Raw genomic sequence first — 26,317 nt, forward strand, 5'->3', positions numbered from 1 at the left:
GTTGCCTTGTTTGTACGAATGTGTTGTTTTGAGGGTCACCGTCTGCCCTCCTGCGGCGGTCCGGTGCGCCGCCATCGCTCGTTGAAATGCCGAGGGGGACTTCCCCGCACGAGCCAAAGTGGTGTGCTGTCCATCGTCAGAAGTTCCCCACGATGAAGTCCTTGAAGCGGCCGAAGGCGGTCTTTACAGAGCCGTTCTTCTGGGCGACCTTGAAGCCGCGCAGCCGTGCATAGCGCGCCTCCTCCAGCAGGCCCATCACGGTGGCGGCGCGCGGCTGCGCGACCATATCCGACAGCGCGCTCGAATACTTGGGGATGCCGCGGCGCACCGGCTTGAGGAAGATGTCCTCGCCCAGTTCGACCATGCCCGGCATCACCGCGCTGCCGCCGGTCAGCACCACGCCGGAAGACAGCACCTCCTCGTAGCCCGACTCGCGCACCACCTGCTGCACCAGCGAGAAGATCTCTTCCACCCGCGGCTCGATCACGCCGGCCAGGGCCTGCTTGCTGAGCATGCGCGGCCCGCGGTCGCCGAGCCCGGGCACCTCGACCTGCGTCTCGGGATCGGCCAGCAGCTGCTTGGCATAGCCGTTCTCGACCTTGATGTCCTCGGCGTCCTTGGTGGGCGTGCGCAGCGCCATCGCGATGTCGCTGGTGATCAGGTCGCCGGCGATCGGGATCACCGCGGTGTGGCGGATCGCGCCGTTGGTGAAGATGGCCACGTCGGTGGTGCCGGCGCCGATGTCCACCAGCACCACGCCCAGCTCGCGCTCGTCCTCGGTCAGCACCGCCTGGCTGGAGGCCAGCGGGTTGAGCATCAGCTGGTCGACTTCCAGCCCGCAGCGGCGCACGCACTTGATGATGTTCTCGGCCGCGCTCTGGGCGCCGGTGACGATGTGCACCTTGGCCTCGAGCCGCATGCCGCTCATGCCGATCGGCTCCTTCACGTCCTGGCCGTCGATCACGAACTCCTGCGGCTCCACCAGCAGCAGGCGCTGGTCGCTGGAGATGTTGATCGCGCGCGCGGTCTCCACCACGCGCGCCACGTCGGCCTGCGTGACTTCCTTGTCCTTGACCGCCACCATGCCGCTCGAATTGATGCCGCGGATGTGGCTGCCCGTGATGCCGGTGTAGACGCGGCTGATCTTGCAGTCGGCCATCAGCTCCGCTTCCTTGAGCGCCTGCTGGATGCTCTGCACCGTGGCGTCGATGTTCACCACCACGCCGCGCTTGAGCCCGTTGCTGGGCGCGATGCCCAGCCCCGCCAGCTTGAGCTCGCCGGTGGGCAGGACCTCGGCCACCACCGCCATCACCTTGGCGGTGCCGATGTCGAGTCCGACGACCAGGTCTTTGTATTCCTTGGACATGAATTTCCTCTGCTCTCTATTTCTTCCTGGGCGGTGGCGGCTCTGTCGTGACCGTGGTGACGCCGCGCAACCGCAGTGCATAGCCTTCGTTGTGCCGCAGGTCGGCGCCTTCGACGGCGGAGACGCTGCGCCCGTACTGTTTGGCGACCGGCGCCACCGTGACCAGGAAGCGCTGCGTGCGGGCCGCCACTTCCTCGCTGCGCCCGCGGCCCAGCTCGAGCACCGCCCCGCTGTCCAGCACCACGCTCCAGCTGCCGCGGCTCGACAGCTTCAGTTGATCGATCGCCAGTTCGTAGGGCGAGAACAGCGGCTGCAGCACGCGGTACATGCCCAGCACCTGGCCGGCCTGCTCGGGCGGGCCGCCAAGGCGCGGCAGATCGTCGTCCACCTCCGCGACGTTGGCGTCGAAGACCTCGCCGAAGCCGTTGATCAGCCGCGAATCGGCCTCCTCACCCCAGTGCGCCACCGGCACATGCTCGGTCAGCGTCGCGCGCAGCTTGTTGGGGAATTCGCGCCGCACCACCGCCTTGCGCACCCAGGGCACGGATTCGAAGGCCGCGCGCGCCTTCGCCAGGTCGACGGTGAAGAAGTTGCCGGCCAGCTGCGGCGCGACGTTGGCGCGCAGCGTGACCGCGTTGTTGTGCGTGACCTCGCCGTCCACCTTGATGCCGGCGAGCGGGAAGAAGGGCTGGCGCAGCACCCACCAGGCACCCGCCGCCAGCAGCACGAGCGCGAACAACGCGTACACCAGGGTCGCGGTCACGTTCATGAGCTTGACGTCGAAGGGCACGGGGATGCTGTGGGACATCAGATCTCCCCCAGGCTGCGCCGCTGCGCGGCTCCGCCACCCCCCTCGCAAGCGAGGGGGCGAGCACCTTCGGGCGGCCGGGCGGTGCTCATCAGACCTCCGCCCTTGAATCGAGCGTGGCGGAGGCCAGCACCCGCAGGCACAAATCCTCGTAGGAGATGCCTGCAGCGCGCGCCGACATCGGAACCAGCGAATGGCTGGTCATGCCCGGCGAGGTGTTCATCTCCAGCAGGAAAGGCCTGCGGTCGCTGGCGCGGATCATCAGGTCGGCACGGCCCCAGCCGCGGCAGCCGAGCTGGTGGTAGGCCGCCAGCGAGATACGCCGGATCTCCTGCTCCTCGGCCTCGGGCAGGCCACTCGGGCAGTGGTACTTCACGTCGTCGGTGAAGTACTTGTTCTGGTAGTCGTAGGCGCCCTCTGGCGCGGCGATGCGCACCACCGGCAGCGCCTGCGCGTTCAGGCCGTTGCCCAGCACGGCGCAGGTGACTTCCTCGCCCTCGATGAACTCCTCGCACAGCACGTCGGTGTCGTAGCCGACGGCCAGCGTCACGGCATCCTGCATCTCGGAATAGCCCATGACCTTGGTCACGCCGATGGAGGAGCCCTCGCGCGGCGGCTTGACGATCAGCGGCAGGCCCAGCACGTCGGGCACAGCCATGATCTGCTCGCGGCTCTGCTGGTCGAAGGCCAGGCGCGCATAGCGCGGCGTCGGCAGACCGTCGGCCTGCCAGATGCGCTTGGTCATGACCTTGTCCATGGCCACGGCCGAGGCCATGACGCCGGAGCCGGTGTAGGGGATGCCCAGCAGCTCCAGCGCGCCCTGCACCGTGCCGTCCTCGCCGTGGCGGCCGTGCAGCACCACGAAGCAGCGCGCGAAGCCCTCGTGCTTGAGCTCGACCAGCTCGCGCTCGGCCGGGTCGAAGGCATGCGCATCGACGCCGCGCGAGCGCAGCGCCTCGAGCACGCCGGTGCCCGACATGATGGAAATCTCTCGCTCGGCCGAGGTGCCGCCGAACAGCACCGCGACCTTGCCGAAGTCTTGCGGATTCACAAGGACCTCCCTGAAGAAGAAACCGAACCGCCCTGCTCGACCACCTTGGCCGGCACGGCGCCGATGGAGCCCGCGCCCATGCAGATCACGACATCGCCGTCGTGCGCGTTGTCCAGGATCGCCTGCGGCATGCCGGCGATGTCGTCGACGAAGACCGGCTCGACCTTGCCCGCAACGCGGATCGCCCGCGCCAGCGAGCGGCCGTCGGCCGCCACGATGGGCGCCTCCCCCGCGGCGTAGACCTCGCCGAGCAGCACCGCATCGGCGCCACCGATGACCTTGACGAAGTCCTCGAAGCAGTCGCGCGTGCGGGTGTAGCGGTGCGGCTGAAAGGCCAGCACCAGGCGCCGGCCCGGGAAGGCACCGCGCGCGGCGGCGATGGTGGCCGCCATCTCGACCGGGTGGTGGCCGTAGTCGTCGATCAGCGTGAAGCTGCCCAGACCGAGGGCGCCACGCAGCTTGACATCGCCGTAGCGCTGGAAGCGCCGGCCCACGCCCTTGAAGTCGGCCAGGCCGCGCTGCACCGCCTCGTCGGGCACGTTGAGCTCGACCGCCACCGCGATCACCGCCAGCGCGTTGCGCACGTTGTGCTCGCCCGGCAGGTTGAGCACGATGTCCAGGTCGGGCAAGGTGACGCCGTTGCGCCGCTGCGCGGTGAAGTGCATCTGCTGGCCGACCGCGCGCACGTTCACGGCGCGCACCTGCGCGTCCTCGCCGAAGCCGTAGCTGGTGACCGGGCACGAGACCTCGGTCACGATCTCGCGCACCGCCGGATCGTCGGTGCACAGGATCGCCACGCCGTAGAAGGGCATGCGGTGCAGGAAATCGACGAAGGCCTTCTTCAGCTTCGCGAAGTCGTGCCCGTAGGTCTCCATGTGGTCGGCGTCGATGTTCGTGACCACGGCCATGACCGGCAGCAGGTTCAGGAAGGAGGCGTCCGATTCGTCGGCCTCCACCACGATGTAGTCGCCGCTGCCCAGCTGCGCATTGGCACCGGCGCTGTTGAGCCGGCCTCCGATGACGAAGGTCGGGTCCAGCCCGGCGGCGGCGAGCACGCTGGCCACCAGGCTCGTGGTGGTGGTCTTGCCGTGCGTGCCGGCGATGGCGACGCCCTGCTTGAGCCGCATCAACTCGGCCAGCATCAGCGCGCGCGGCACCACGGGGATGCGCTTCTCGCGCGCCGCCACCACCTCGGGATTGTCGCCCTGCACGGCGGTGGAGGTGACGACCGCGTCGGCGCCCGCGATGTGGGCCGCGTCGTGGCCGACGAAGGTGCCGATGCCCAGGCCCGCGAGCCGCTTGAGCGTGGCGCTGTCGGCCAGGTCGGAGCCGGTGATCTTGTAGCCCAGGTTGAGCAGCACCTCGGCGATGCCGCTCATGCCGGAGCCGCCCACGCCGACGAAGTGAATATGGCGGATTGCGTGCTTCATTTTGCAAGCTCCTCGCACGCGCGGACCAGGACGTCGACCGCCTCTGTCTTCTGCATCGTCTTGGCCTTCACGGCACGTTCCATGAGCGCGGGGCGCCCGGTTTTCTGTAGCAAATCGGCCAGCAATTCGGGAGTCAATTCGGTTTGTTGAACGAGCCAGCCCCCGCCCGCGTCGACGAGGAAGCGGGCGTTGGTGGTCTGGTGGTCGTCCACGGCGGAAGGGAAAGGCACGAACAGCGCAGCCGCGCCGACGGCCGCGATCTCGGTGACGGTGCTCGCACCGGCACGCGCGACGATCAGGTCGGCGTCGGCATAGGCACTTGCGGTGTCTTCGATGAAAGGGGTGAGCTCGCCCTCGACGCCGGCAGCGGCGTAGTTGGAGCGCAGCTCGTCGATCTGCTTGGCGCCGCTCTGGTGCAAGACGCTCGGACGCTGCTCGGGCGCGATGCGGGCCAGCGCCTTCGGCACCACGGCGTTGAGCGCCTTCGCGCCCAGGCTGCCGCCCACCACCAGCAGCTTGAGCGGGCCGCTGCGGCCGGCGAAGCGCGTGGCCGGGTCGGGCTGCGACACGAAGGCCGCGCGCAGCGGATTGCCGACCCATTGCGCCTTCTTCATCACGTTCGGGAAGGCGGTGAAGACGCGGTCGGCGACGCCGGCCAGGATCTTGTTGGCGAGCCCGGCCACCGAGTTCTGCTCGTGCAGCACCAGCGGCTTGTTCAGCAGCACGCTCATCATGCCGCCGGGGAAGGTGATGTAGCCGCCCAGGCCCAGCACCACGTCGGGCCGCACGCGGCGCACCACGGACAGGCTCTGCCAGAAGGCGCGCAGGAGGCGCATGGGCAGCAGGGCCAGCGTGAGCGGGCCCTTGCCGCGCACGCCGCCGAACTGCACGGGTTCGAAGGCGAAGCCGCGCGGCGGCACCAGCTTTTCTTCCATGCTGCCGGGCGCGCCCAGCCAGTGCACGCGCCAGCCGCGCTCGCGCAGGGCTTCGGCCACGGCGAGGCCCGGGAAGATGTGGCCGCCCGTGCCGCCGGCCATGACGAGTGCGGTCCTGCTGCTCATACGCGGCCTCCGCGCATGAGCGGCGCTGCCGCGCCGCAGCGCTTCGCGCTGACCCGGTTTTGGCGAAACAGAGTTCTCATACGCGGCCTCCGCGCATGAGAACTCTGTTTTCGTAGTCGATGCGCAGCACGATCGCCAGCGCGATCACGTTCATCAGGATGGCCGAGCCGCCGAAGCTCATCAGCGGCAGGGTCAGCCCCTTGGTCGGCAGCGCCCCCAGGTTCACGCCCATGTTGATGAAGGCCTGGAAGCCGATCCAGATGCCCACGCCCTGCGCCACCAGGCCGGCGAACACGCGGTCCAGCGCGATCGCCTGGCGGCCGATGTGCATGATGCGGCGGGTGAGCCAGAGGAACAGGCCGATGGCCAGCAGCACGCCGACGAGGCCGAACTCCTCGCCGATCACCGCCATCAGGAAGTCGGTGTGGGCTTCGGGCAGCCAGTGCAGCTTTTCGACGCTGCCGCCCAGGCCGACGCCGAAGATCTCGCCGCGGCCGATGGCGATCAGCGAATGCGAGAGCTGGTAGCCCTTGCCCAGCGCATGCTCCTCGCTCCACGGGTCGAGGTAGGCGAAGATGCGCTCGCGCCGCCACGGGCTGGAGGCCACGATGGTGCCGAAGGCCACCACCACCAGCGCCGCGATCAGGAAGAACATGCGCGCGTTGACGCCGCCCAGGAACAGGATGCCCATCGCGATCACCGCGATCACCATGAAGGCGCCCATGTCGGGCTCGGCCATCACCAGCATGCCGACCACCACCACCGCCACGCCCATCGGCAGCACGGCGCGGAAGAAGCGCTCCTTGATCTCCATCTTGCGCACCATGTAGCTGGCGGCGTAGAGGATCATCGCGAGCTTGGCCAGCTCCGAGGGCTGGAAGCGCATGAAGCCCATTGGCAGCCAGCGGCGCGCGCCGTTGACGTTGATGCCGATGTGCGGAATCAGCACCGCGACCAGCAGCAGCAGCGAGGCCACGAAGAGCCAGGGCGCGGCGCGCTCCCAGGTGCGCATCGGCACCTGGAAGGCCAGCAGCGCGGCCACGAAGGCGATCACGATCGAGGCGACGTGCCGCGTGAGGAAGTAGCTGGCGCTGTAGCCGGCGCGCGAGAAGCGCGGGTTGTCGGGCAGCGCGATCGAGGCCGAATAGACCATCACCAGCCCCCAGGCCAGCAGGGCGACCGTGACCCACGCAAGCGCCTGGTCGAAGCCCAACACGCGCACCGGCGCGGCCTTGGTCTGCGTCATGCCGGCATTGCCCAGGCGCACCGGCAGGTGCATGGGCAAGGCGTCCATGCTGGTCTTGGCGCTGTTGAACCAGCCCTCCCAGAAGCGGGGGCTCTTGTTCGGCGTGGCGGCGGCGGCGTTCGCGCTCATAAGGCGACCTCCGCGCTACGCGCTGCGGTGCGAGCCCCCTTCGGAGCGGCCGTGCGGGGGCTCATCTGTCGCTCTCCCCGCCCGACGGCACGCCACCGTCGATGCCCGCGTCGCGCGGCGACTCGGCCCAGTCCTGCACGGCCTCGCAGAACACGGCGGCGCGGTGCGCGTAGTCCTTGAACATGTCGAAGCTGGCGCAGGCCGGCGACAGCAGCACCGCATCGCCGGGACGGGCGCGGCCGGCCGCGGCCTTCACCGCCTCTTCCATCGAGGCGGCGTGCAGCAGCGGCACGCCGGTGGAGGCGAGCGCGGCCTCGATCAGCGGTGCGTCGCGGCCGATCAGCACCACGGCGCGCGCGTACTGGCGCACGGGTGCCGCCAGCGGCGCGAAGTCCTGCCCCTTGCCTTCGCCGCCGAGGATCACGACCACGCGGCGCTCCTCGCCGAGGCCGCTCAGGGCCGCGACGGTCGCGCCGACGTTCGTGCCCTTGCTGTCGTCGAAGAACTCGACCTCGTCCACGATGGTGACCGGCTCCACGCGGTGCGACTCGCCGCGGTATTCGCGCAGGCCGTAGAGCATGGGCCCGAGCTGGCAGCCCGCGGCGGTGGCGAGCGCAAGCGCCGCCAGTGCATTGAGCGCGTTGTGCCGGCCGCGGATGCGCAGGGCATCGGCGGGCATCAGGCGCTGGATGTGGATCTCTTCCTCCTCGACCGCGGCGCCGCGCTTGCGCTTTTGCGTCTCGTCGGCTTCCAGGGCGCGCACCAGCCAGGCCATGCCGTGGACGCGCTCGATGCCGTAGTCGCCCGGTCGCAGGGGCATGGCGGCGCCGAAGGTCAGGACCGAGCGGGGCGACTGGCCCTTGGCCAGCTTGACGGGCGAAGGCTTCATCGCCATGACCGCCTCGTCCTCGCGGTTGAGCACCATGACGCTTTTCGTGCCGAAGATGCGCGCCTTGGCAGCGGCATAGGCGGCCATGTCGCCGTGCCAGTCGAGGTGGTCCTGCGTCACGTTCAGCACGGTCGCGGCGGTCGGCTCGAAGCCCTGCACGCCGTCGAGCTGGAAGCTGGAGAGCTCGAGCACCCACACCTCGGGCAGCGTGCCGGCATCGATGTGCGCGGCGAGCGTGTCCAGCAGTGTTGGGCCGATGTTGCCGGCCACCGCCACCGTCTTGCCGGCGCGCGCGACCAGCTGGCCGGTCAGCGCGGTGACGGTGGTCTTGCCGTTGGTGCCGGTCACGGCCAGCACGGCGGGCCGGTAGCCCTTGGGCGCCGGCGGAACGGGCACGGGCGGAGGCGGCGGGGCCTCGGCGTCGTCGTCGTCTTCGACCGCTGCGGATTCCGGCAGGGGGGCCAGTTGCGGCTCGTTGGCGGCCAGCGTTTCCTCGGGCTGCTGGGCTTCCAGCACTTCCGGCACATCGGCAGGCTGCAGCGCCTCCGGCGTCAGCTGCGCCTCCGGCTCGGACGGCGGTGCAGCTTCCTCTGCACGCTCGACCACGCGAAGGTCCGCCAGCGCGCGCGCGAAGAGGTCCAGCTCGCCACCCACCGGCAAGCCCACGGCCTTGGCGGCGTCGACCACCACCGCCACCGAAGCCGGCGACAAGCCCGGCGAGCGATACACCGCGCGCACCGCCGTGCCTTCGACCAGCGCGGCGGAGAACGGGCCGCCGACGAAGACCGCATCGGGCAGCTCGGCACGCAGGGCTTCGAGCTGCGGTGGCGCCTCGCGGGTGTCGGCCACTGTGAGCTTTGCTCCATGGCGAGCGCACCAGCGCGCCATCGCCAGGCCCGAGGCGCCCAGGCCCAGGATCAGCACGTGTTGGTCTTGGAGATGCCGCATGGATGTCACCGCAGCTTCAAGGTCGACAGGCCCACCAGGCACAGCAGCATGGTGATGATCCAGAAGCGCACCACGACCTGCGTCTCGCGCCAGCCGCTCTTCTCGAAGTGGTGGTGCAGCGGCGCCATCTTGAGCACGCGCCGCCCTTCGCCGAAGCGCTTCTTGGTGTACTTGAAGTAGGTCACCTGCGCCATCACCGAGATCGCCTCGACCACGAAGATGCCGCCCATGACGAAGAACACGATCTCCTGGCGCACGATGACCGCGATGGTGCCGAGCGCGCCGCCCAGCGCGAGCGCGCCGACGTCGCCCATGAAGACCTGCGCCGGATGGGTGTTGAACCAGAGGAAGGCCAGGCCCGCGCCGGCCATCGCCGAGCAGAACACCAGCAGCTCGCCCGAGCCCGGGATGTGCGGGAACAGCAGGTAGCGCGAATAGACCGCGCTGCCGGTGACGTAGGCGAACACGCCCAGCGCCGAACCCACCATTACCACCGGCATGATCGCCAGGCCGTCGAGGCCGTCGGTCAGGTTCACCGCGTTGCTGGCGCCCACGATCACCAGGTAGGTCAGGATCACGAAGCCGATGCCGCCCAGCGGATAGCTCACTTCCTTGAAGAAGGGCACCAGCAGGTTGATCTTGGGCGGAAAGTCCAGGTCGAAGCCCGAGCCCACCCAGGTGTAGAACAGCTCGAGCACGCGCCAGTTGGAGCTCTCGGAGATGCTGAAGAGCAGGTAGAAACCCGCGACCAGGCCGACGACCGACTGCCAGATGTACTTCTCGCGCGAGCGCATGCCCTCGGGGTCTTTTCTCACGACTTTGCGCCAGTCGTCGACCCAGCCGATGGCGCCGAAGCCCAGCGTGACCCACAGCACGATCCAGACGAAGCGGTTCGACAGGTCGAACCACAGCAAGGTCGCGAAGGCGATCGAGAACAGCACCAGCACGCCGCCCATGGTGGGCGTGCCGCTCTTGCTCAGGTGCGTCTCCATGGCGTAGCCGCGCACCGGCTGGCCGATCTTGAGCGCGGCCAGGCGGCGGATCACGTAGGGTCCGGCGCCCAGGCCGAGCAGCAGCGCACTCAGCGCCGCCATCAGCGCGCGGAAGGTGAGGTACTGGAAGATGCGCAGGAAGCCCAGCTCCGGCGAGAGCGTCTGCAGCCATTGGGCAAGACTCATCAGCATGATGCGAACGTGCGCGGCGCATGGATCATGGCCGGCCCTCCTCTTTGTTGTTGTTGTCCTGTTGCGCGGAAGCGGAGGCGATGGCCTGGACCACGCGCTCCATTCGCATGAAGCGCGAGCCCTTGACCAGCACGCTGGCGATGCGCGGCAGCTGCGCCAGCACTGCGGCATCGAGCGCGTCGATGTCACCGAAGTGGCGCGCCTCTGCGCCGCCGGCGCGCGAGAAGGCGGTGGTAGCGTGGACCGATGCGTCGCCCAGCGCGAACAGCGATTCGATGCCGCGCTCGGCCGCCCAGGCGCCGACCTCGGCATGGAATTGCGGGCCGCGGTCGCCGACCTCGCCCATGTCGCCCAGCACCAGCAGCCGCGGGCCCGGCAGGCCGCTGAGCACGTCGACGGCGGCGCGCACGGAATCGGGGTTGGCGTTGTAGCTGTCGTCGACCACGGTGATGGCGCGGCCGTCCGCCAGCAGCAGCTCGCTCGCCCGCGAGCGCCCCTTGACGGGCTCGAAAGCGGCGAGGCCTTCGGCGATCTTTTCGACCGACACCCCGCAGGCCAGCGCGCAGGCGATGGCCGCCAGCGCGTTCACCACGTTGTGGCGCCCGGCGATGCGCACGGTGGAGCGGATCTCGCCGAGCGGGGTGCGCGCCTCGAACTCCCAGGCGCCGTGCTTCCACTCGGCGCGACCGAGCGTAATGTCGGCGTTGGGCTGCTCGCCGAAGCTCAGGCAGCGCCGCGGCGCGCCCTCGTGCGCCATCTCGTTCCACAGCGAGGTAAAGGCGTCGCCGTAGGGGAAGACGGCCGTGCCGCTGTCCGGCAGCGCGGCGAACACGGCGCCGTTCTCGCGTGCCACTGCCTCGACCGTGGCCATGAACTCCTGGTGCTCGCGCTGTGCGTTGTTGACCAAACCGATGGTGGGGCGGGCGATCGCCGCCAGCCGCGCGATCTCGCCCGGATGGTTCATGCCCAGCTCGACCACCGCCAGCTGGTGGCGCTCGCGCAGGCGCAGCAGCGTCAGCGGCAGGCCGATCTCGTTGTTGAGGTTGCCGATGGTGGCCAGCGCCCGGTCCACGCCTGCGGCCCGCAGGATGGAGGCGATCATCTGCGTGACGGTCGTCTTGCCGTTGCTGCCGGTGACCGCGACCAGCGGCAGGTCGAACTGGGAACGCCAGCCCGCGGCCAGGGCGCCGAGCGCGGCGAGGGTATCGGGCACTTCCAGCCCCGGAAGGCCGGCGGCCTGCAGCCCGCGGTGCGCGATGGCCGCGGCCGCGCCGCGCGAATGCGCGTCGGCCAGGAAGTCGTTGGCGTCGAAGCGCTCGCCCTTCAGCGCGACGAAGAGGTCGCCGGCCGCCAGGGTGCGGGTGTCGGTATGCACGCGCGAGATGGCCACGTCAGGATCGCCGACCAGGCGGGCGCCGGGAATCCAGCTCAGTGCCTCGCGCAGCGTCATCATGGGAGCTTCTTCGGCGCTCATGCTGCTCCCCTCCTTTGCGTCAATGCATCGATGGCATGCGCCCGGTCGGAGAAGGCGATGCGCTCGCCGGCAATCTCCTGCCAGGCCTCGTGGCCGCGGCCCGCCAGCAGCACGACGTCGTCGGGCGCGGCCTGGGCCAGGGTCTGGCGGATCGCCTCGGCGCGGTCGGGCTCGACCTGGGCCGCCTCGGGACGCGCCAGCCCCAGCAGGATCTGGCTGATGATGGCGCCGGGCTTTTCGCTGCGCGGGTTGTCGCTGGTCAGCACCACGCGGTCGGCCTGCTTCTCGGCCACCGCGGCCATCATCGGCCGCTTGGCGCGGTCGCGGTCGCCGCCGCAGCCGAACATGCACCAGAGCTGCCCGCCGCGCTGGCGCGCCAGCGGGCGCAGGCCGGCCAGCGCCTTGTCCAGCGCATCGGGCGTGTGGGCGTAGTCGACCACGGCCAGCGGCCGGCCCGGCAGGCTCACGCGCTCCATGCGGCCCGGCACGCTGTCCAGCCGCGCGCAGGCCGCCACGGCCTGCGTGAGCGTGAGGCCCAGCGCGCGCAGGGTGCCGAGCACCCCGAGCAGGTTGGCCACGTTGTACTGGCCGATCAACTGCGTCGACAGCCGCTCGGGCGCGGCTCCCCGCTCCACCACGGTGAACTGCAGGCCCTGGGCGTCGTAGCCGATCTGCGTCGCCGCGAGGCGGGCCGGCGCACCGGCAGCGGAGACGGTCCAGATGTCCGGAGCTCCCTCGCCGCGCTCGACCAAATTGGCCACCAGGCTGGCGCCGTGCACGTCGTCGATGTTGACCACCGCGGCGCGCAGGCCCGGCCAGCGGAACAGCTCGGCCTTGGCCTGCCAGTAGGCATCCATGCTGCCGTGGTAGTCCAGGTGGTCCTGGGTGAAGTTGGTGAACACCGCGACCGCGATGCGCGTGCCGTCGAGGCGGCGCTCGGCGATGCCGATCGACGATGCCTCGATCGCGCAGGCGCCGAAGCCGCGCTGCGCGAAGGCGCGCAGCTCGCGCTGCAGCATCACAGGGTCAGGCGTGGTGAGGCCGGTGTAGGTGAGATCGGGCGGCACGCCGACGCCGAGCGTGCCCATCACGGCGCAAGGCCGCGTGCTGTCGTGCGCCGCCAGCGCCTGCGCCAGCCACCAGGCGGTGGAGGTCTTGCCGTTGGTGCCGGTGACGGCGAGCACGTCCAGGCGCGCCGACGGGTCCTCGTGGAAGGCCGCAGCGATCGGTCCGGTGGCGGCCTTCAGGCCGGCGTAGCGGGCGATGCGTTCATCACCCTCGTCGAAGCCGAAGGCCTCGGCGCCCTCCGCCTCGATAAGACAGGCCGCCGCGCCCTGGGCCAGCGCAGCCGCGACGTGGCGCCGGCCGTCGGTGGCCGCGCCCGGCCAGGCGACGAAGCCGTCGCCAATACTCACCGGGCGGCTGTCGGCATGCAGCACGCCGCGCACGCGGGACTTCAGCCAGCCCGCGGCCTCGAGGGGGTTGTGGAGCGCCAGCATCAGAAGCTCTCCTCCACGCCGTTGGTCACGACCAGCGGTTTGACTGCCAGGTCCGGCGGCACGTTCATCATGCGCAGCGTCTGCTGCACCACCTCGCTGAACACGGGCGCGGCCACCAGGCCGCCGAAGTACTGGCCGGCGCTCGGCTCGTCGATCATCACGGCCACGATGATGCGCGGCTTCTCGATCGGCGCCATGCCGGTGAACCAGGAGCGGTACTTGTTGCTGGCGTAGCCCCTGCCCACCTGCTTGTGCGCGGTGCCCGACTTGCCGCCCACCGAATAGCCGATGGTCTGCGCCCGCTGGCCGGTGCCGCCGGGGCCCGCGGCCATCTGCAGCATCTTGCGCACTGCCAGCGCGTTCTGTGACGAGAACACCTTCACGCCCACCGCCGGGTCGGGATTCTTGAGGATGGTGGCGGGAATGATGGCGCCGTCGTGCGCGAAGGCGGTGTAGGAATGCGCCATCTGGAACAGCGAGGCCGACAGGCCGTAGCCATAGGCCATGGTGGCCTGCTCGACCGGCTTCCAGCTCTTCCACGGACGCAGCCGTCCGGTCACGGCGCCGGGGAACTGGAGCTGCGGCTTCTGGCCGTAGCCGAGTGCGGTGTAGGTGTCCCACATCTCGTGCGGCGTCATCTTCTGGGCGATCTTGAGCGCGCCCACGTTGCTGGACTTCTGGATCACGCCCTCCACCGTCAGCAGGCCGTAGTTGTGGGTGTCGCTGATGGTGAAGCCGCCGATGCTGAAGCGCCCCGGGGAGGTGTCGATCGGCGTCTGCGGCTTGATGCGGCCGGCCTCCAGCGCCATCGCCACCGTGATGGGCTTCATGGTCGAGCCCGGCTCGAAGGTGTCGGTGAGCGCGCGGTTGCGCAACTGCTCGCCGGTGAGGTTCTGCCGCTTGTCGGGCACGTAGCTCGGGTAATTGGCCAGCGCCAGCACCTCGCCGGTGATGGCGTCCAGCACCACCACGCTGCCGGCCTTGGCCTTGTTGCTGGTGACGGCGTCGCGCAGCTTCTGGTAGGCGAAGAACTGCACCTTGCTGTCCACGGAGAGCTGGATGTCCTTGCCGTCCACCGGCGGCACCTGCTCGCCGATGCCCTCGACCACGCGGCCGAGGCGGTCCTTGATCACGCGCTTGGAGCCGGCCTTGCCCGCCAGGTCGTTGTTGAAGGCGAGCTCGATGCCTTCCTGGCCCTTGTCCTCGACGTTGGTGAAGCCCACCACGTGCGCGGCCGCCTCGCCCTCGGGGTATTGGCGCTTGTATTCCTTGCGCTGGTAGAGGCCCTTGATGTTGAGCTCGGCGATCTGCTTGGCGATGGGCTCGTCGACCTGGCGCTGGATCCAGACGAAGGTCTTGTCCTCGTCCTCCAGCTTCTTGTCGAAGTCCTTCTGCGCCATGCCCAGCAGCTTTGCCACCTGGCGCAGCTTGGCCTTGACCTCGGGGTCGTCGCGCTCGATGTCTTCGGGAATGGCCCAGATGCTGGGCGCCACCACGCTGGAGGCGAGCAGCAGGCCGTTGCGGTCCAGGATGCGGCCGCGATTGGCAGGCAGCTCCAGCGTGCGGGCGAAGCGCACCTCGCCCTGGCGCTGGAAGAAGGCGTTGCCGAACACCTGCACGTAGGCCGCGCGGCCGGCCAGCACCAGGAAGCCGAACGCAATGCCGGCGACGATGAACTTGCTGCGCCAGACGGGCGTCTTGCTCGCCAGCAGCGGGCTGGTGGTGTATTGGACGCTGCGGCTGCTGCGGCTCATCGAATACCTCCGCCTGCGGCTACGGCGCTATTCGCCTTGGGAGCGGCCCTGCGGCTCATGGAGCACTCCTCCGCGCCGGCGCCGCGGCAGGACGGGCGCCAGGCGCTGCGGGCGCCGGCGCGGGTGCCGCGATCGCCGGGATCACCGTGCCGTCGGCGCGCACGTACTGCGTGATGGCCGGCGTGGTGGTGCGCATCTTCAGCTGCTCCTTGGCCAGCCGCTCAACCCGCAGCGGCGTGGCCTGGGCGCGCTTCTCCACCTCCAGCCGGTCGCGCTCGAGCTCCAACCTGCGCGTCTCTTGCTGCACGCGGTGCAGCTCGGTGAAGAGCTGGCGCGACAGGTACTGCGTGTGCACCAGGTAGATCGCCGAGGCCAGCACGGCGAGGAGCAACAGGAGGTTGAGGCGCACCACGGTCAAAGCTCCCCGGTGCGTTCGGCCACGCGCAGGATCGCGCTGCGCGCCCGGGGGTTGGCATCCACCTCGGCCCGCGTCGGCTTGATGCGGCCGATGGCGCGCAGCTTCATCGCACGCGGCGCGGCGAAGGGCGCGCGGCGGTCGTAGACCTCGCGCGAATGCCTGGCGATGAACTGCTTCACGATGCGGTCTTCCAGCGAATGGAAGCTGATCACCGCGAGCCGGCCCTGGGGTTGCAGCACGGAAAGACTCGCTTCTAGCGCCTGTTGCAGCTCTTCAAGCTCGGCGTTGATGAAAATCCGAAGAGCCTGAAATGTGCGCGTTGCAGGGTTCTGGCCCGGCTCGCGGGTTTTGACCGTGCCAGCCACGAGCTCGGCCAGCTCGGCGGTGGTTGAAATTGGGCCCCGTTCCTGTCGGCGAGCTGCAATCGCCTTTGCAATCTGAACAGCAAACCGTTCCTCGCCATAGTCACGAATCACCTCCGCCATCTGCTGTATTTCGGCCGTTGCCAGCCACTCGGCCACGCTCTGGCCGCGCGTGGTGTCCATGCGCATGTCGAGCGGGCCGTCGAAACGAAAAGAAAAACCCCGTACGGGGTTGTCGATCTGTGGGGAGCTCACGCCAAGATCCATCAGCACGCCGGCGACGCTGCGCGGCGGCAGTTCCCCCAGACGGTCGAAGCTCTGGTGCCGGATGGAAAAACGCGCATCCTCGATGCGCGCTGCCTCGGCCACCGCTTCCGCGTCCTTGTCGAACGCGATCAGCCGGCCGGCCTCGGACAGTCTTTCCAGGATGGCCCGGGAGTGACCGCCGCGCCCGAAGGTGGCATCGACGTAGGTGCCGGGTCCTGGCGCGGTGCCGGGAAGGAGGGCGTCCACCGCCTCCTTCAACAGCACGGTCGTATGGCTCCATGGCGCTTGCACGGGCGGCCTCAGAACGAGAAGTCCTGGAACACATCGGGCATCTCGCCCTGGGTGGCCTCGGCCTCCTTGGCGTCGTAGGTGGCCTTGTCCCAGAGCTCGAAGTGGTTGCCCATGCCGAGCAACAGCGCGTCGCGCGTGATGCCGGCGGCCGCACGCAGCTCGGGGGAGATCAGCACGCGACCGGTGCCGTCCATGTCCACGTCCATCGCATTGCCCAGGAAGACGCGCTTCCACCACTGTGCCGACATCGGGAGCGCCGCGATGCGCTCGCGGAATTTCTCCCACTCCGGACGCGGGAACACCATCAGGCAGCCGTGGGGGTGCTTGGTGATCGTGAGCTGGCCGGCGGCGGTCGCGCTCAGGACGTCACGATGCCGGGTCGGCACGGAAAGCCGCCCCTTGGCATCCAGACTGAGCGATGAAGCCCCTTGAAACACGACCGCGTAACCCCTGGTTTGGAAGGCGCCGCGCACCTCGACGAGGCACGAACGGACACTTTTTCCCACTTAACTGCACTTTTTTGCACTGTAGCAGGAAACACCTACCCCGCAACCGGGCGCCGCGGCTATTTTTTGTAATGGAATCAACGACTTAGCGGTGTTTTTGAAGTCTCGAAAACACCGAATTCCGTTGCAAATGAAGCACTTAGCTCACGCAATGAATGTGTTGCGTGAACCGTCCCAGTGCAAAAGCCCGATCAGAGGATGAATCGGGAAAGGTCTTCGTCGTGACTTAGTGCCGAAAGGCGTGCGTCCACGTAGGCGGCGTCGATGTGCACCGTCTGGCCTTCCAGTCTGGCGGCGTCGAAGCTCACCTCGTCGAGCAGCCGCTCCATCACGGTCGAGAGGCGCCGGGCGCCGATGTTCTCGGTGCGCTCGTTGACCTCGTAGGCGATGCTGGCCAGCCGGGTGATGCCGTCGGCCGCGAATTCCAGCGTCACGCCTTCGGTCGCCAGCAGCGCCTGGTACTGCTTGACCAGCGAGGCCCGGGTCTGGGTCAGGATGCTCTCGAAGTCCGCGATCGACAGCGATTGCAGCTCGACGCGGATCGGAAAGCGGCCCTGCAACTCCGGGATCAGGTCGCTGGGCTTGCTCAGGTGGAAGGCGCCGCTGGCGATGAAGAGGATGTGGTCGGTGCGCACCACGCCGTACTTGGTGCTCACCGCCGTGCCCTCGACCAGCGGCAGCAGGTCGCGCTGCACGCCCTGGCGCGAGACGTCGGCGCCCTGGGTCTCGCTGCGGGTCGCGACCTTGTCGATCTCGTCGATGAAGACGATGCCGTTCTGCTCGGCGTTGTTGATCGCCTGGGTGCGGATCTCGTCCTCGTTGAGCAGCTTGGCGGCCTCCTCGTCGACCAGGAGGCGCATGGCCTCGCCGATCTTGAGCTTGCGCGTCTTGCGCCGGCCCTGGGTCAGCTGGCCGAACATGCCGCGCAGCTGCTCGGTCATGTCCTCCATGCCGGCGGGGCCCATGATCTCGAGCGGCGCGCGCTGCTCGGCCAGCTCGATATCGATTTCCTTGTCGTCGAGTTGGTGTTCGCGCAGCTTCTTGCGGAAGGCCTGGCGGGTGGCATTGCTGCTGTCGGCGCTCGCGCCGTCGGCCGTGCGGGCCGGGGGCAGCAGCACGTCGAGGATGCGCTCCTCGGCGCCGTCCTCGGCGCGCATGCGCACCTTGGCGCTCTCGCTCTCGCGCGTCTGCTTGACGGCGATCTCGGCCAGGTCGCGGACGATGGAGTCCACGTCCTTGCCCACGTAGCCCACCTCGGTGAACTTGGTGGCCTCGACCTTGATGAAGGGCGCGTCGGCCAGGCGCGCGAGCCGGCGCGCGATCTCGGTCTTGCCGACGCCGGTGGGGCCGATCATGAGGATGTTCTTGGGCGTGATCTCGGCGCGCAGCTTTTCGTCGACCTGCTGGCGGCGCCAGCGGTTGCGCAGCGCAATGGCCACGGCGCGCTTGGCGTCGGGCTGGCCGACGATGTGGTTGTCGAGTTCGGAGACGATTTCCTGTGGGGTCATGGGCATGGGGCTACTCACTGGGCTCACAGGGTTTCGATGGTGTGATGCATGTTGGTGTAGATGCAGAGCTCGCCCGCGATCTCGAGCGACCTCTTCACGATGTCGGCGGCGCTCAGCTCGGTGTGGTCGAGCAGGGCCTTGGCCGCGGCCTGGGCGTAGGCGCCGCCGGAGCCGATCGCGATGATGCCGTTCTCGGGCTCCAGCACGTCGCCGTTGCCGGTGATGATCAGCGAGCTGTGGGCGTCGGCCACGGCCAGCATCGCCTCCAGGCGGCGCAGCACGCGGTCGGTGCGCCAATCCTTGGTCAACTCGATGGCGGCGCGCGCCAGGTGGCCCTGGTGCTTCTCGAGCTTGCCCTCGAAGCGCTCGAAGAGGGTGAAGGCGTCGGCCGTGGCGCCGGCGAAACCGGCGAGCACCTTGCCCTGGTAGAGCCGGCGCACCTTGCGCGCGCTGCCCTTGATGACGATGTTGCCCAGCGTGACCTGGCCGTCGCCGCCGATCGCGACCTGGTCGCCGTTCGGGGACTTGCGGCGCACGCTGATGATCGTGGTTCCGTGAAATTGTTCCATCGAAGCAATATGGCGATGGCCCGCACGAATGCAAGCCGGAAAGCGGAAAGCAGGGCGCAGACAGAATAGCGCGTTGTGGCGACCTCTTCGGCTGGAATGCCAACGCACGGCGCGGGACGGGCCCGCGCTGCCGGCAGGCTCAGTTCGCCCGGACGCCCACTTCGGCGTGGTCCGCGATCCCGATCACGCCGAAGAAGGCCGCAATGAGGCGGTGTGCATCGACGAAGGCGACGCGCTGGCCGCGCGCATCGCGGGCGGTGACCCAGTTCAGCAGCGAGCCGGCCGCCTGGAAATCGATGCGCACCAGCGCGGCGCAGGAAATGCTCAGGCCCTGCGCATCGGCCAGCTCGGCATCGAGGCGCTCCCAGGTCGCGAGCGACTCGCCCGTGAGCTCCCCCGCCAGCGAGCCGTGGCCCGCCGCGGCGGCCGTCGGTGCGGCGTCGGCGCCTATCAGCTCGTCGTCGTGGCCCGAGACCGAGAATCCGGACGACACCGACGGCCGGGGCGTCGCCGGCGGCGGCTCGAGCTCGCCGAAGTCGCCTTTGGGGTCTTCCCAGGGCGGCGGCGAGACCTCGTAGGTGATGCAGTAGTTGAGCGCCAGCAGCTCGAACTCGTCGGCCCGGTGCATGACGCGCAGGGCCGCCATGTGCAGCTGCCACCAGGCGGCATCGACCCGGCGTTCGTTGACCGGGGTGGCCTCGGTGAGCACGATCAGCAGCCGGTCGGCGCCGGCGAATCGCAGTTGCACCGGCGAGTCGGCCCAGTGGTTGAACAGCGCGCGCAGCGGGCCGGCGGCATCGGCTTCGATGGCGTCGATGGCGCTCCAGTCCAGCTTCCAGGAGGGGCCGGCCGCGGCCAGGGCGCGCGTCAGGGCGAGCAGGTTTTCGCGCTTGAGCACCGGCGGGCTGGCCCAGTCGGCGCCGCCGGCCGGCGGCGGTTCCGGCGCGGGGGTGGCCGCCGCCACGACCTGGGCATGGCGCGCCACCGCGCGCAGCGAGATCCATTCGGGCGAGGCCCGCTTGGTGCGCTGCGCGTAGCGCACCGCGGTGGCCGAGAATTTCTCGTTGTCGCCAATGGCACGGTAGAAGTCGAACAGGGCGCGCCAGGTGTCGTCGTGGTCGGCGCCCGAAGCTTCAGGCGCCAGCGCCTGCAGCAGGATGGCCTCGGTGCCGGCATCGTCGCCGTGGGCGAAGCGGATCGCGGCCTCCTCGATGCAGCCGTCGGAGACGGAGGGCACGGCGGCCGGGCCGGCGGCGCCCTGAGGCGGCGGCACGCCCGGCACGGTGTCGGCATAGGCGCGCGCGTGCTGGGCCGCCATGTCGCCGCCGGGGCCCGCCTTGCCATCGTCGGCGGCCTCGCCGCCGGCGCCGCGGTTCTTCCACCACTGCTGCGACATCTGCTCTTCGATCTCGGCGATCTTCTTGAGCGTGAGCGCGCGGCCTTCGGTCTTGCCGGAGGTGCTGCTGATGTTGAAGGAGGACGGCGTGGCCGCCGGGTCGCGCCCGCCGGCTGCCTCGCGCTGGCGCAGCTTGCGCAGCATGTCGAACTCGCGGCGGCGCACGAAGTCGTTGCGCTGCCGCCGCTCGATCATTTCCTTGAGCATCTCGCGGCTGTAGCCGTTCTCGAGCTGCGAGGACTCCTCGGCGTCGAGCTCGGACCAATCCTTGAGGGGATTGCGAACGAACTTCGCCACCTTGGACAGCAGGCGCCCGGTATCTTCCTTGGCCATGCGCGGCAACTCCCTTCGATCCCGTGCGGCGCTCAGTCGCCGTACATCTTCTGCTTGAGCTCGCGGCGCTGCTGCGCTTCGAGCGACAGCGTGGCGGTCGGGCGGGCCAGCAGGCGGCCGACGCCGATGGGCTCGCCGGTCTCGTCGCAGTAGCCGTAGTCACCGTTGTCGATGCGCTGGATCGACTGCTCGATCTTCTTGAGCAGCTTGCGCTCGCGGTCGCGGGTGCGCAGCTCCAGCGCGTGCTCTTCCTCGATGGTGGCGCGGTCGGCCGGGTCGGGCACCACCACGGTGTCCTCGCGCAGATGCTCGGTGGTCTCGCCGGCGTTATCGAGGATGCCGCGCTTCAACGCCTGCAGCTTGAGGCGGAAGAAGGCCATCTGCTTGTCGTTCATGTACTCCGAGTCGGGCATCGCGATCACCTCGGCGTCGCTGAGCTCCTCGGCCGACTTGGTCTTCCAGTTGTTCGCCAGCTTGGGGTCTTTCTTGACGGCGATGGGCGGCGGCGGCACCAGCGCCGTGTCCGCGACCTGCACGAAGCTGGACTTGGCCGCGGTGGAGGCCACCGATTGCGGCATGGAAGGCACGGTCAGTTGCGACAACCGCGTGACGCGCCCCCCGCGTGCGGGAGCGGGTGCGCTGGAGGGTGGGTTGCTGGTGGAGTCGGTCGGAGTGGTCATGGCAGTTTTCGCCGCAGTGGTGGAGGCCGTGGGCGCCTTTTTAACGGGGATCGATGTAGCAGGTGCGGCGGCGTGGGTGCCGGCCGCCTTGGTTGATGGAGAAGCGCCTGCACCCGCCGCCTTGGCCTTGCTCTCAGCAGGGGGCTTCGGCGGCGCGGCAGGCCTCGCGGGCGTGGACGCGGAAACCTTCTTCGCGGCGGGCGCAGCCTGCTTGGCAACCGCCGTCTTCTTGAGGGCGGGTTGGGACACGGGCGTTGCCTTGGCGACTGGTTTCTTCACGGTGACTGGCTCCTTCGACGAACTGGTACGCGCCCAGGGGTTATACCCCCGAAAGCGGGCCGAAAACGTGCGCAGCTCTATGCCGAAAGTCACACATCGTCCCGGGAAGGACGGTGCCTGGCGTCCGGAACAGGCGCGCGATTGTATAGAGAACTCGAAGGGATGGGAGCGCGCGCCGGTACCGGGTGTTCCCTGCCCCGGCCGCCGGCGCCCGGGCGGGCTCAGGGCGAACGGGGCCTCAGAGGAGGCACTGCTCCAGGCCCTGCTCCAGGATCTCTCGCGGCAGGTCGATGCCGATGAACACCATGCGGCTGTTGCGCTTCTCGTCGGGGCCCCAGGCCGGGCCGAGGTCGCTGCCCATCAGCTGGTGCACGCCCTGGAAGATCACCTTGCGCTCGGTGCCCTGCATGTGCAGCACGCCCTTGTAGCGCAGCATGCGCGGGCCGTAGATGTTGACGATGGCGCCCAGGAAGTCCTCCAGGCGGGCCGGGTCGAAGGGCCGGTCGGCGCGGAAGACGAAGCTCTTGACGTCGTCGTCGTGGCGATGGTGGTGACCCTGGCCCTCGTGCTTGTGCGAGGGGTGGTCGCAATCCTCGCCGTGCGCATGGTCGTGGTCGTGCTCCTCTTCCTCCTTCAGGAAGTCCGGGTCGATGTCCAGCTTGGCGTTGAGGTTGAATCCGCGCAGGTCGAACACGTCCTTCAGCGGCACGTCGCCGAAATGCACCTTCTGCTGCGGCGCGCGCGGGTTCATGTGCTTGAGGCGGTGGATCAGCGCCTCGGTCTCCTCGGCCGCCACCAAGTCGCTCTTGCTGATGAAGATCTGGTCGGCAAAGCCCACCTGGCGGCGTGCCTCCTGGCGGTCGTCGAGCTGCTGCGGCGCATGCTTGGCGTCCACCAGCGTGAGGATCGAGTCGAGCAGGTAGCTCTCGGCGATCTCGTCGTCCATGAAGAAGGTCTGGGCCACCGGGCCCGGGTCGGCCAGGCCGGTGGTCTCGATCACCACGCGGTCGAAGTCGAGCAGCCCCTTGCGCTTCTTGGCGGCCAGCAACTGGAGGGCCTCGCGCAGGTCCTCGCGGATGGTGCAGCAGATGCAGCCGTTGCTCATCTGCACGATCTGCTCCTTGGACTCGGTGACCAGGATGTCGTTGTCGATGTTCTCCTCGCCGAACTCGTTCTCGATCACGGCGATCTTCTGCCCGTGCGCCTCGCTCAGGATGCGCTTGAGCAGGGTGGTCTTGCCGGAGCCGAGGAAGCCGGTGAGGATGGTGGCGGGAATCAGGGCCATGGATGCTCCGGGAATGGGGACAGGGGGAAGGCGGGAAGTTTAGCCACGCGCCCCAGGCCACGTTCCGGCAGGGGCAAAAGGCCTCGAGAGCCTGAGCGGCCTATTTGCGCACCACCACCAGGCCTTTCAAGTACTCGCCCTCCGGGAACTCGATCGTCATCGGGTGGTCCGGCGCCGCGCCCAGGCGCTCGCTGATGTAGCCGTCCACGCCGGCGTCGATGCCGGCCGAGGCCACGATCTTGTGGAACAGGTCGGCGCCGATGCCGCCCGAGCAGGAGAAGGTCAGCAGCACGCCGCCCGGCTCGAGCAGCTTCAGGGCCAGGCGGTTGAGGTCCTTGTAGGCCCGCGCCGCGCGCTCGGCGTGGGCGACGGTGGGCGCGAACTTGGGCGGGTCGAGCACGATCGCGTCGAAGCTGCGGCCTTCGTCGAGAAAGCGGCGCAGACTGGCGTTGACGTCGGCATCGAGGAACTCCGTGCGGGCCCCTGCGAAGCCATTGAGGGCCACATGGGCGCGCGCGCGCTCCAGCGCCGGCAACGAGGAATCGATGGACAGCAGCTCCGCCCCCTCCAACGCATCCGCCGCCTTCAGCCCGGCCAGCGCCGCCACCGTGAAGCCGCCCGTGTAGCAGAAGCAGTTGAGCACGCGCCGGAAGCGCCGGTGCCGCGCCAGCTCGGCGAAGCGGCGGCGGCTGTTGCGCTGGTCGAGGTAGAAGCCGGTCTTGTGCCCGGTGGCGATGTCCAGCGTGAGCTGCCAGTCGTGCTCGCGGATCGCGAGCTCGGTCGGCCCGCTGCCGCGCAGCCAGCCGGCCACGGGCGGCAGGCCCTCGCGCTCGCGGCCGCTCGCATCGGAGCGCTCGTAGAGTTTCGCGAGGCCGGTCGCGGCCAGCAGCGCATCGGCCAGCGCGGGCTTCCAGCGCTCGGCGCCGGCCGACAGGAACTGCGCCACGAGCGTGTCGCCGTAACGGTCGACGATCAGCCCCGGCAGGCCGTCGGCCTCGCCATGGACCAGGCGTACGCCGTCGCTCGGCAGCTCGAAGCGCTCCCGCGCCGCCACCGCGCTCGACACCCGCGATGCCATGAAGGCCGCGTCGATGCGCTGCTGCTCGTCGAAGCTCCAGGCCCGCGCGCGGATCTTCGAATGCGGGCTGAAAGCCGCCCAGGCCAAGAAGCGGCCGTCTTCAGCCTCGATGCGCACCGTCTCGCCGGCGTCGCCGCCGCCCTTGGCGATGGCCGATTCGAAGACCCAGGGATGGCGGCGAAGGAGCGAGCGCTCCTTGCCGGGGCGAAGCCGCAGGACTTTCATTTGCTCTTGTTCCTGACGATCTTGGAGGCGGCTTCCTCGCGAGCCTTGGCCCGGGGATGCGCCGCATCGTAGGCCTTGGCCAGGTGCTGGAAGTCCAGGCGCGTGTAGATCTGCGTGGTCGAGATGCTGGCGTGGCCCAGCAATTCCTGCACGGCGCGCAGGTCGCTGCTGGACTGCAGCACATGGCTGGCGAAGGAATGGCGCAGCATGTGCGGATGCACCGGCGCGGCCAGGCCGGCCTTCAGGCTGCGCTGGCGCAGCTGGCGCCAGACCGCCTGGGAGGACATGCGCACGCCGGTGCGGCCGATGAACAGCGCCGCGGCGCCGGCCGGATCGCGCAGCTGCGCGGCCGGCAGCGCCGCGCAGTCCTCGCGCCGTGCGATCCAGGCTGCCAGCGCCTCGGCCGCCTTGGTGCCTACCGGCACGGCGCGCCGCTTGCTGCCCTTGCCGAGCACGCTGGCCTCCCGCGCATCGAGGTCCACCCAGCCGCGCGCCGTGTTGCTCGCGCGCAGGTCCAGGCCCGTCAGCTCGCTGACCCGCAGGCCGCAGCCGTAGAGCAGCTCCACGATGGCGCGGTCGCGCGCCTCGGTCCAGGGGTCGGCCTCGTCGTCGTGCAGCTCGGCGAGCTGCACCGCCTCGTCGACCGCCAGCGCCTTGGGCAGCGGCCGCCCGGCCTTGGGCGCGTGGACGTCCTGCACCGGGTTCGAACCGATCCGCCCCTCGTGGCCCAGCCAGCGGTAGAAGCCGCGCCAGCAGGAGAGCACCAGCGCAATGCCGCGCGACTCGCGGCCCGCGCTGTGCAATTGCGCCATCCAGCGGCGCACATGCGCGGTCTGCACCTGGTCCAGCGCCAGCCCCGCGGCCTGCGCCTTCTCGACCAGCGTCTTCAGATGGATCGCATAGAGCTCGACGCTGCGCTCCGCCAATCGGCGCTCGACCCGCACATGCTCGAGGTATCGCTCGACGAGCGGCGATTCAGTGGAGGTATCCATTGACGGCATTGTTCACGATGGCCAGCGGCTCGCGCAACGCGCCCCGGAAGGCCATGCCCCAGCGCTGCCAGCAGGTGGTGGGCGCTGCGGCGTACTGCACCTCGAAACGGCGGTCGAAACCTGTGGCCCGCGCCAGCCGCTCGACGCGCCACAGGTGATACGGCTCGGAGATCACGATCACACGCTTTACGCCCGCGGCTTCGAGCAGCGGCCGCGACATCGACAGGTTCTCCCGCGTGGACTGCGACACCGGCTCCAGCAGCAGCGGGCCCGCGTAGCCCACGGCACGGGCGTGCTGCTGCATCACCTCGGCCTCGATGCGTCCGTCTTCCCTGTCGACCCCGCCCGAGAACACGAGCTGGCGCACCAGCCCCGCACGCGCCAGCGCGACGGCGGCATCGACGCGCCCAGTGAGGCAGGGGTTGGGCCGGCCGTCGCGGTACGCGCGATTGCCGAGCACCAGCGCGACATCGGCCGCCTGCCCGGGCGGATGCGCGAGCCGCTCGCGCGCATGCAGCCAGATCGTGCCGTGAATCGCGGCATAGCCCAGCAGCAGCACCAGCAGCGCACCCGGCAGCGCGCGCCGCAGCCGCGCGATCAAGCGCGCAGCCGTGAGAGTGCCGCCGAGGCCAGCTCGGCGATGCGCTCCAGGAAGTCGGTGCCCATTTCCGCGTTGAAGCGATGCGCATCGGGCGATGCCAGCACCAGCAGGCCGAAGGCCGGCGCCTCGGGCTCGGGCCGCAGCGGGATCAGCGCGATCGACACCGCCGCCTGCGGCTCGGCCAGCCAGCTGGCGACCTCGAAGCCGGCGTTGAGGCCGCAGTAAGGCGCGGTCAGCGAGGTGGCCAGCGCCTTCATGTCCTCGCTCACCTGCTGCGCGTAGGGCTCGTGGAGGTAGCTGCTGTCGCAGTCCCAGACCTTGATCGTGACCTGCGGCACCACGAAGAGCGTCTGCAGGTCGCCCGCGATGCGCGTGGGCAGCGCCCGCGGATCGCGCATGGTCAAGAGGCCTCGCGTCCAGCGCTGCAGGCGGTCGGCCGTGACCACGTTCTCGGTGCCGTGGCGCACCATGTCCATCACCCGATGCTCCAGCGCCTTGATCTTCTCGCGCAGCATCTCGGCCTGGCGCTCCTGCAGGCTGACGGCGCGGTTGCCGTGCGGGCTGGTGAGCTGCACCTGCGCCAGCAGCTGCGCATGGCGTTCGAAGAAGTCGGGCGTGTTCGAGAGGTAGTTGGCGATGTCGTCTTCGGTGATGGGGTTCATGGCGTCTTTGTGATTGGATTTCATGG

Annotated in this window: 23 protein-coding genes; all 23 read right to left on the bottom strand. The window is 69.4% G+C overall.

The window, feature by feature from the left end; translation table 11 throughout:
- Window positions 1-136: 136 nt before the first annotated feature.
- On the bottom strand, window positions 137-1,366 hold the full coding sequence (gene ftsA, locus AC3A6X_RS13035) for a cell division protein FtsA (RefSeq protein ID WP_162578612.1): 1,230 nt from the start codon (window positions 1,364-1,366) through the stop codon (window positions 137-139).
- A gap of 16 nt (window positions 1,367-1,382) precedes the next feature.
- Window positions 1,383-2,174, bottom strand: a complete 792-nt coding sequence (locus AC3A6X_RS13040; RefSeq protein ID WP_487842566.1) for a cell division protein FtsQ/DivIB — start codon at window positions 2,172-2,174, stop codon at window positions 1,383-1,385.
- Between the two features lie 91 nt (window positions 2,175-2,265).
- Window positions 2,266-3,225, bottom strand: coding sequence for a D-alanine--D-alanine ligase (locus tag AC3A6X_RS13045; protein WP_487842567.1), 960 nt, complete (start codon window positions 3,223-3,225; stop codon window positions 2,266-2,268).
- Window positions 3,222-4,655, bottom strand: a complete 1,434-nt coding sequence (gene murC, locus AC3A6X_RS13050) for a UDP-N-acetylmuramate--L-alanine ligase (RefSeq protein WP_106558534.1) — start codon at window positions 4,653-4,655, stop codon at window positions 3,222-3,224. The genes AC3A6X_RS13045 and murC overlap by 4 nt, the downstream gene beginning before the upstream one ends.
- The gene (gene murG / locus AC3A6X_RS13055; protein WP_487842568.1) at window positions 4,652-5,716 is read right to left on the bottom strand and encodes an undecaprenyldiphospho-muramoylpentapeptide beta-N-acetylglucosaminyltransferase; all 1,065 of its coding nucleotides are present in this window, start codon (window positions 5,714-5,716) and stop codon (window positions 4,652-4,654) included. Before murG ends, murC begins: the two co-directional genes overlap by 4 nt.
- A gap of 76 nt (window positions 5,717-5,792) precedes the next feature.
- Entirely contained in the window at window positions 5,793-7,091 is a 1,299-nt protein-coding gene (ftsW, locus tag AC3A6X_RS13060) for a putative lipid II flippase FtsW (RefSeq protein ID WP_487842569.1), read from the bottom strand.
- Window positions 7,092-7,152: 61 nt separating this feature from the next.
- On the bottom strand, window positions 7,153-8,928 hold the full coding sequence (gene murD / locus AC3A6X_RS13065; protein WP_487842570.1) for a UDP-N-acetylmuramoyl-L-alanine--D-glutamate ligase: 1,776 nt from the start codon (window positions 8,926-8,928) through the stop codon (window positions 7,153-7,155).
- Window positions 8,929-8,933: 5 nt separating this feature from the next.
- Window positions 8,934-10,112, bottom strand: coding sequence for a phospho-N-acetylmuramoyl-pentapeptide-transferase (gene mraY / locus AC3A6X_RS13070; RefSeq protein ID WP_309970912.1), 1,179 nt, complete (start codon window positions 10,110-10,112; stop codon window positions 8,934-8,936).
- Window positions 10,113-10,137: 25 nt separating this feature from the next.
- Entirely contained in the window at window positions 10,138-11,586 is a 1,449-nt protein-coding gene (locus AC3A6X_RS13075; protein ID WP_487842571.1) for a UDP-N-acetylmuramoyl-tripeptide--D-alanyl-D-alanine ligase, read from the bottom strand.
- The gene (locus AC3A6X_RS13080; RefSeq protein WP_487842572.1) at window positions 11,583-13,085 is read right to left on the bottom strand and encodes a UDP-N-acetylmuramoyl-L-alanyl-D-glutamate--2,6-diaminopimelate ligase; all 1,503 of its coding nucleotides are present in this window, start codon (window positions 13,083-13,085) and stop codon (window positions 11,583-11,585) included. Before AC3A6X_RS13080 ends, AC3A6X_RS13075 begins: the two co-directional genes overlap by 4 nt.
- Window positions 13,085-14,839: a peptidoglycan D,D-transpeptidase FtsI family protein gene (locus AC3A6X_RS13085; RefSeq protein WP_487842573.1), complete on the bottom strand. Its 1,755-nt coding sequence runs from the start codon at window positions 14,837-14,839 to the stop codon at window positions 13,085-13,087. Before AC3A6X_RS13085 ends, AC3A6X_RS13080 begins: the two co-directional genes overlap by 1 nt.
- Window positions 14,840-14,894: 55 nt before the next feature.
- Window positions 14,895-15,251 (bottom strand): cell division protein FtsL, encoded by a 357-nt coding sequence (gene ftsL, locus AC3A6X_RS13090; protein ID WP_487842574.1) that lies wholly within the window; start codon window positions 15,249-15,251, stop codon window positions 14,895-14,897.
- A 2-nt stretch (window positions 15,252-15,253) separates the two neighbouring features.
- A complete protein-coding gene (gene rsmH / locus AC3A6X_RS13095) occupies window positions 15,254-16,177 on the bottom strand; it encodes a 16S rRNA (cytosine(1402)-N(4))-methyltransferase RsmH (RefSeq protein WP_487842575.1) in 924 nt (307 codons plus the stop codon).
- Window positions 16,178-16,185: 8 nt separating this feature from the next.
- The gene (gene mraZ / locus AC3A6X_RS13100; RefSeq protein ID WP_068683908.1) at window positions 16,186-16,614 is read right to left on the bottom strand and encodes a division/cell wall cluster transcriptional repressor MraZ; all 429 of its coding nucleotides are present in this window, start codon (window positions 16,612-16,614) and stop codon (window positions 16,186-16,188) included.
- Window positions 16,615-16,874: 260 nt separating this feature from the next.
- Window positions 16,875-18,197 carry an ATP-dependent protease ATPase subunit HslU gene (gene hslU, locus AC3A6X_RS13105; RefSeq protein WP_487842576.1) on the bottom strand — a complete coding sequence of 441 codons (1,323 nt, stop codon included), beginning with the start codon at window positions 18,195-18,197 and terminating at the stop codon, window positions 16,875-16,877.
- Window positions 18,198-18,214: 17 nt separating this feature from the next.
- Entirely contained in the window at window positions 18,215-18,760 is a 546-nt protein-coding gene (gene hslV / locus AC3A6X_RS13110; protein WP_309970890.1) for an ATP-dependent protease subunit HslV, read from the bottom strand.
- A gap of 139 nt (window positions 18,761-18,899) precedes the next feature.
- Window positions 18,900-20,489, bottom strand: coding sequence for an STAS domain-containing protein (locus tag AC3A6X_RS13115; protein ID WP_487842577.1), 1,590 nt, complete (start codon window positions 20,487-20,489; stop codon window positions 18,900-18,902).
- A 32-nt stretch (window positions 20,490-20,521) separates the two neighbouring features.
- Complete coding sequence (gene dksA / locus AC3A6X_RS13120) at window positions 20,522-21,448, bottom strand: RNA polymerase-binding protein DksA (RefSeq protein ID WP_487842578.1); 927 nt, start codon at window positions 21,446-21,448, stop codon at window positions 20,522-20,524.
- Window positions 21,449-21,686: 238 nt separating this feature from the next.
- Window positions 21,687-22,733, bottom strand: coding sequence for a CobW family GTP-binding protein (locus AC3A6X_RS13125; RefSeq protein ID WP_487842579.1), 1,047 nt, complete (start codon window positions 22,731-22,733; stop codon window positions 21,687-21,689).
- 100 nt (window positions 22,734-22,833) lie between these two features.
- Window positions 22,834-24,036: a class I SAM-dependent rRNA methyltransferase gene (locus AC3A6X_RS13130; RefSeq protein WP_487842580.1), complete on the bottom strand. Its 1,203-nt coding sequence runs from the start codon at window positions 24,034-24,036 to the stop codon at window positions 22,834-22,836.
- Window positions 24,033-25,028, bottom strand: a complete 996-nt coding sequence (locus AC3A6X_RS13135; protein ID WP_487842581.1) for a tyrosine recombinase XerC — start codon at window positions 25,026-25,028, stop codon at window positions 24,033-24,035. The genes AC3A6X_RS13130 and AC3A6X_RS13135 overlap by 4 nt, the downstream gene beginning before the upstream one ends.
- Complete coding sequence (locus AC3A6X_RS13140; RefSeq protein WP_487842582.1) at window positions 25,012-25,629, bottom strand: YdcF family protein; 618 nt, start codon at window positions 25,627-25,629, stop codon at window positions 25,012-25,014. Before AC3A6X_RS13140 ends, AC3A6X_RS13135 begins: the two co-directional genes overlap by 17 nt.
- Window positions 25,626-26,315: a DUF484 family protein gene (locus tag AC3A6X_RS13145; RefSeq protein WP_106558551.1), complete on the bottom strand. Its 690-nt coding sequence runs from the start codon at window positions 26,313-26,315 to the stop codon at window positions 25,626-25,628. Before AC3A6X_RS13145 ends, AC3A6X_RS13140 begins: the two co-directional genes overlap by 4 nt.
- Window positions 26,316-26,317 lie beyond the last annotated feature (2 nt).

The sequence above is a fragment of the Variovorax sp. Soil_C_12 genome (genome assembly GCF_057657375.1).

Bases quoted from the DNA above. Each gene is read 5' to 3' on its own strand.
- ftsA (WP_162578612.1), bottom strand. From the start codon at position 1,366: ATGTCCAAGGAATACAAAGACCTGGTCGTCGGACTCGACATCGGCACC.
- AC3A6X_RS13040 (WP_487842566.1), bottom strand. From the start codon at position 2,174: ATGTCCCACAGCATCCCCGTGCCCTTCGACGTCAAGCTCATGAACGTG.
- murC (WP_106558534.1), bottom strand. From the start codon at position 4,655: ATGAAGCACGCAATCCGCCATATTCACTTCGTCGGCGTGGGCGGCTCC.
- murG (WP_487842568.1), bottom strand. From the start codon at position 5,716: ATGAGCAGCAGGACCGCACTCGTCATGGCCGGCGGCACGGGCGGCCAC.
- ftsW (WP_487842569.1), bottom strand. From the start codon at position 7,091: ATGAGCGCGAACGCCGCCGCCGCCACGCCGAACAAGAGCCCCCGCTTC.
- murD (WP_487842570.1), bottom strand. From the start codon at position 8,928: ATGCGGCATCTCCAAGACCAACACGTGCTGATCCTGGGCCTGGGCGCC.
- mraY (WP_309970912.1), bottom strand. From the start codon at position 10,112: ATGCTGATGAGTCTTGCCCAATGGCTGCAGACGCTCTCGCCGGAGCTG.
- AC3A6X_RS13075 (WP_487842571.1), bottom strand. From the start codon at position 11,586: ATGAGCGCCGAAGAAGCTCCCATGATGACGCTGCGCGAGGCACTGAGC.
- AC3A6X_RS13080 (WP_487842572.1), bottom strand. From the start codon at position 13,085: ATGCTGGCGCTCCACAACCCCCTCGAGGCCGCGGGCTGGCTGAAGTCC.
- AC3A6X_RS13085 (WP_487842573.1), bottom strand. From the start codon at position 14,839: ATGAGCCGCAGCAGCCGCAGCGTCCAATACACCACCAGCCCGCTGCTG.
- hslU (WP_487842576.1), bottom strand. From the start codon at position 18,197: ATGCCCATGACCCCACAGGAAATCGTCTCCGAACTCGACAACCACATC.
- hslV (WP_309970890.1), bottom strand. From the start codon at position 18,760: ATGGAACAATTTCACGGAACCACGATCATCAGCGTGCGCCGCAAGTCC.
- AC3A6X_RS13115 (WP_487842577.1), bottom strand. From the start codon at position 20,489: ATGGCCAAGGAAGATACCGGGCGCCTGCTGTCCAAGGTGGCGAAGTTC.
- AC3A6X_RS13125 (WP_487842579.1), bottom strand. From the start codon at position 22,733: ATGGCCCTGATTCCCGCCACCATCCTCACCGGCTTCCTCGGCTCCGGC.
- AC3A6X_RS13130 (WP_487842580.1), bottom strand. From the start codon at position 24,036: ATGAAAGTCCTGCGGCTTCGCCCCGGCAAGGAGCGCTCGCTCCTTCGC.
- AC3A6X_RS13135 (WP_487842581.1), bottom strand. From the start codon at position 25,028: ATGGATACCTCCACTGAATCGCCGCTCGTCGAGCGATACCTCGAGCAT.
- AC3A6X_RS13145 (WP_106558551.1), bottom strand. From the start codon at position 26,315: ATGAAATCCAATCACAAAGACGCCATGAACCCCATCACCGAAGACGAC.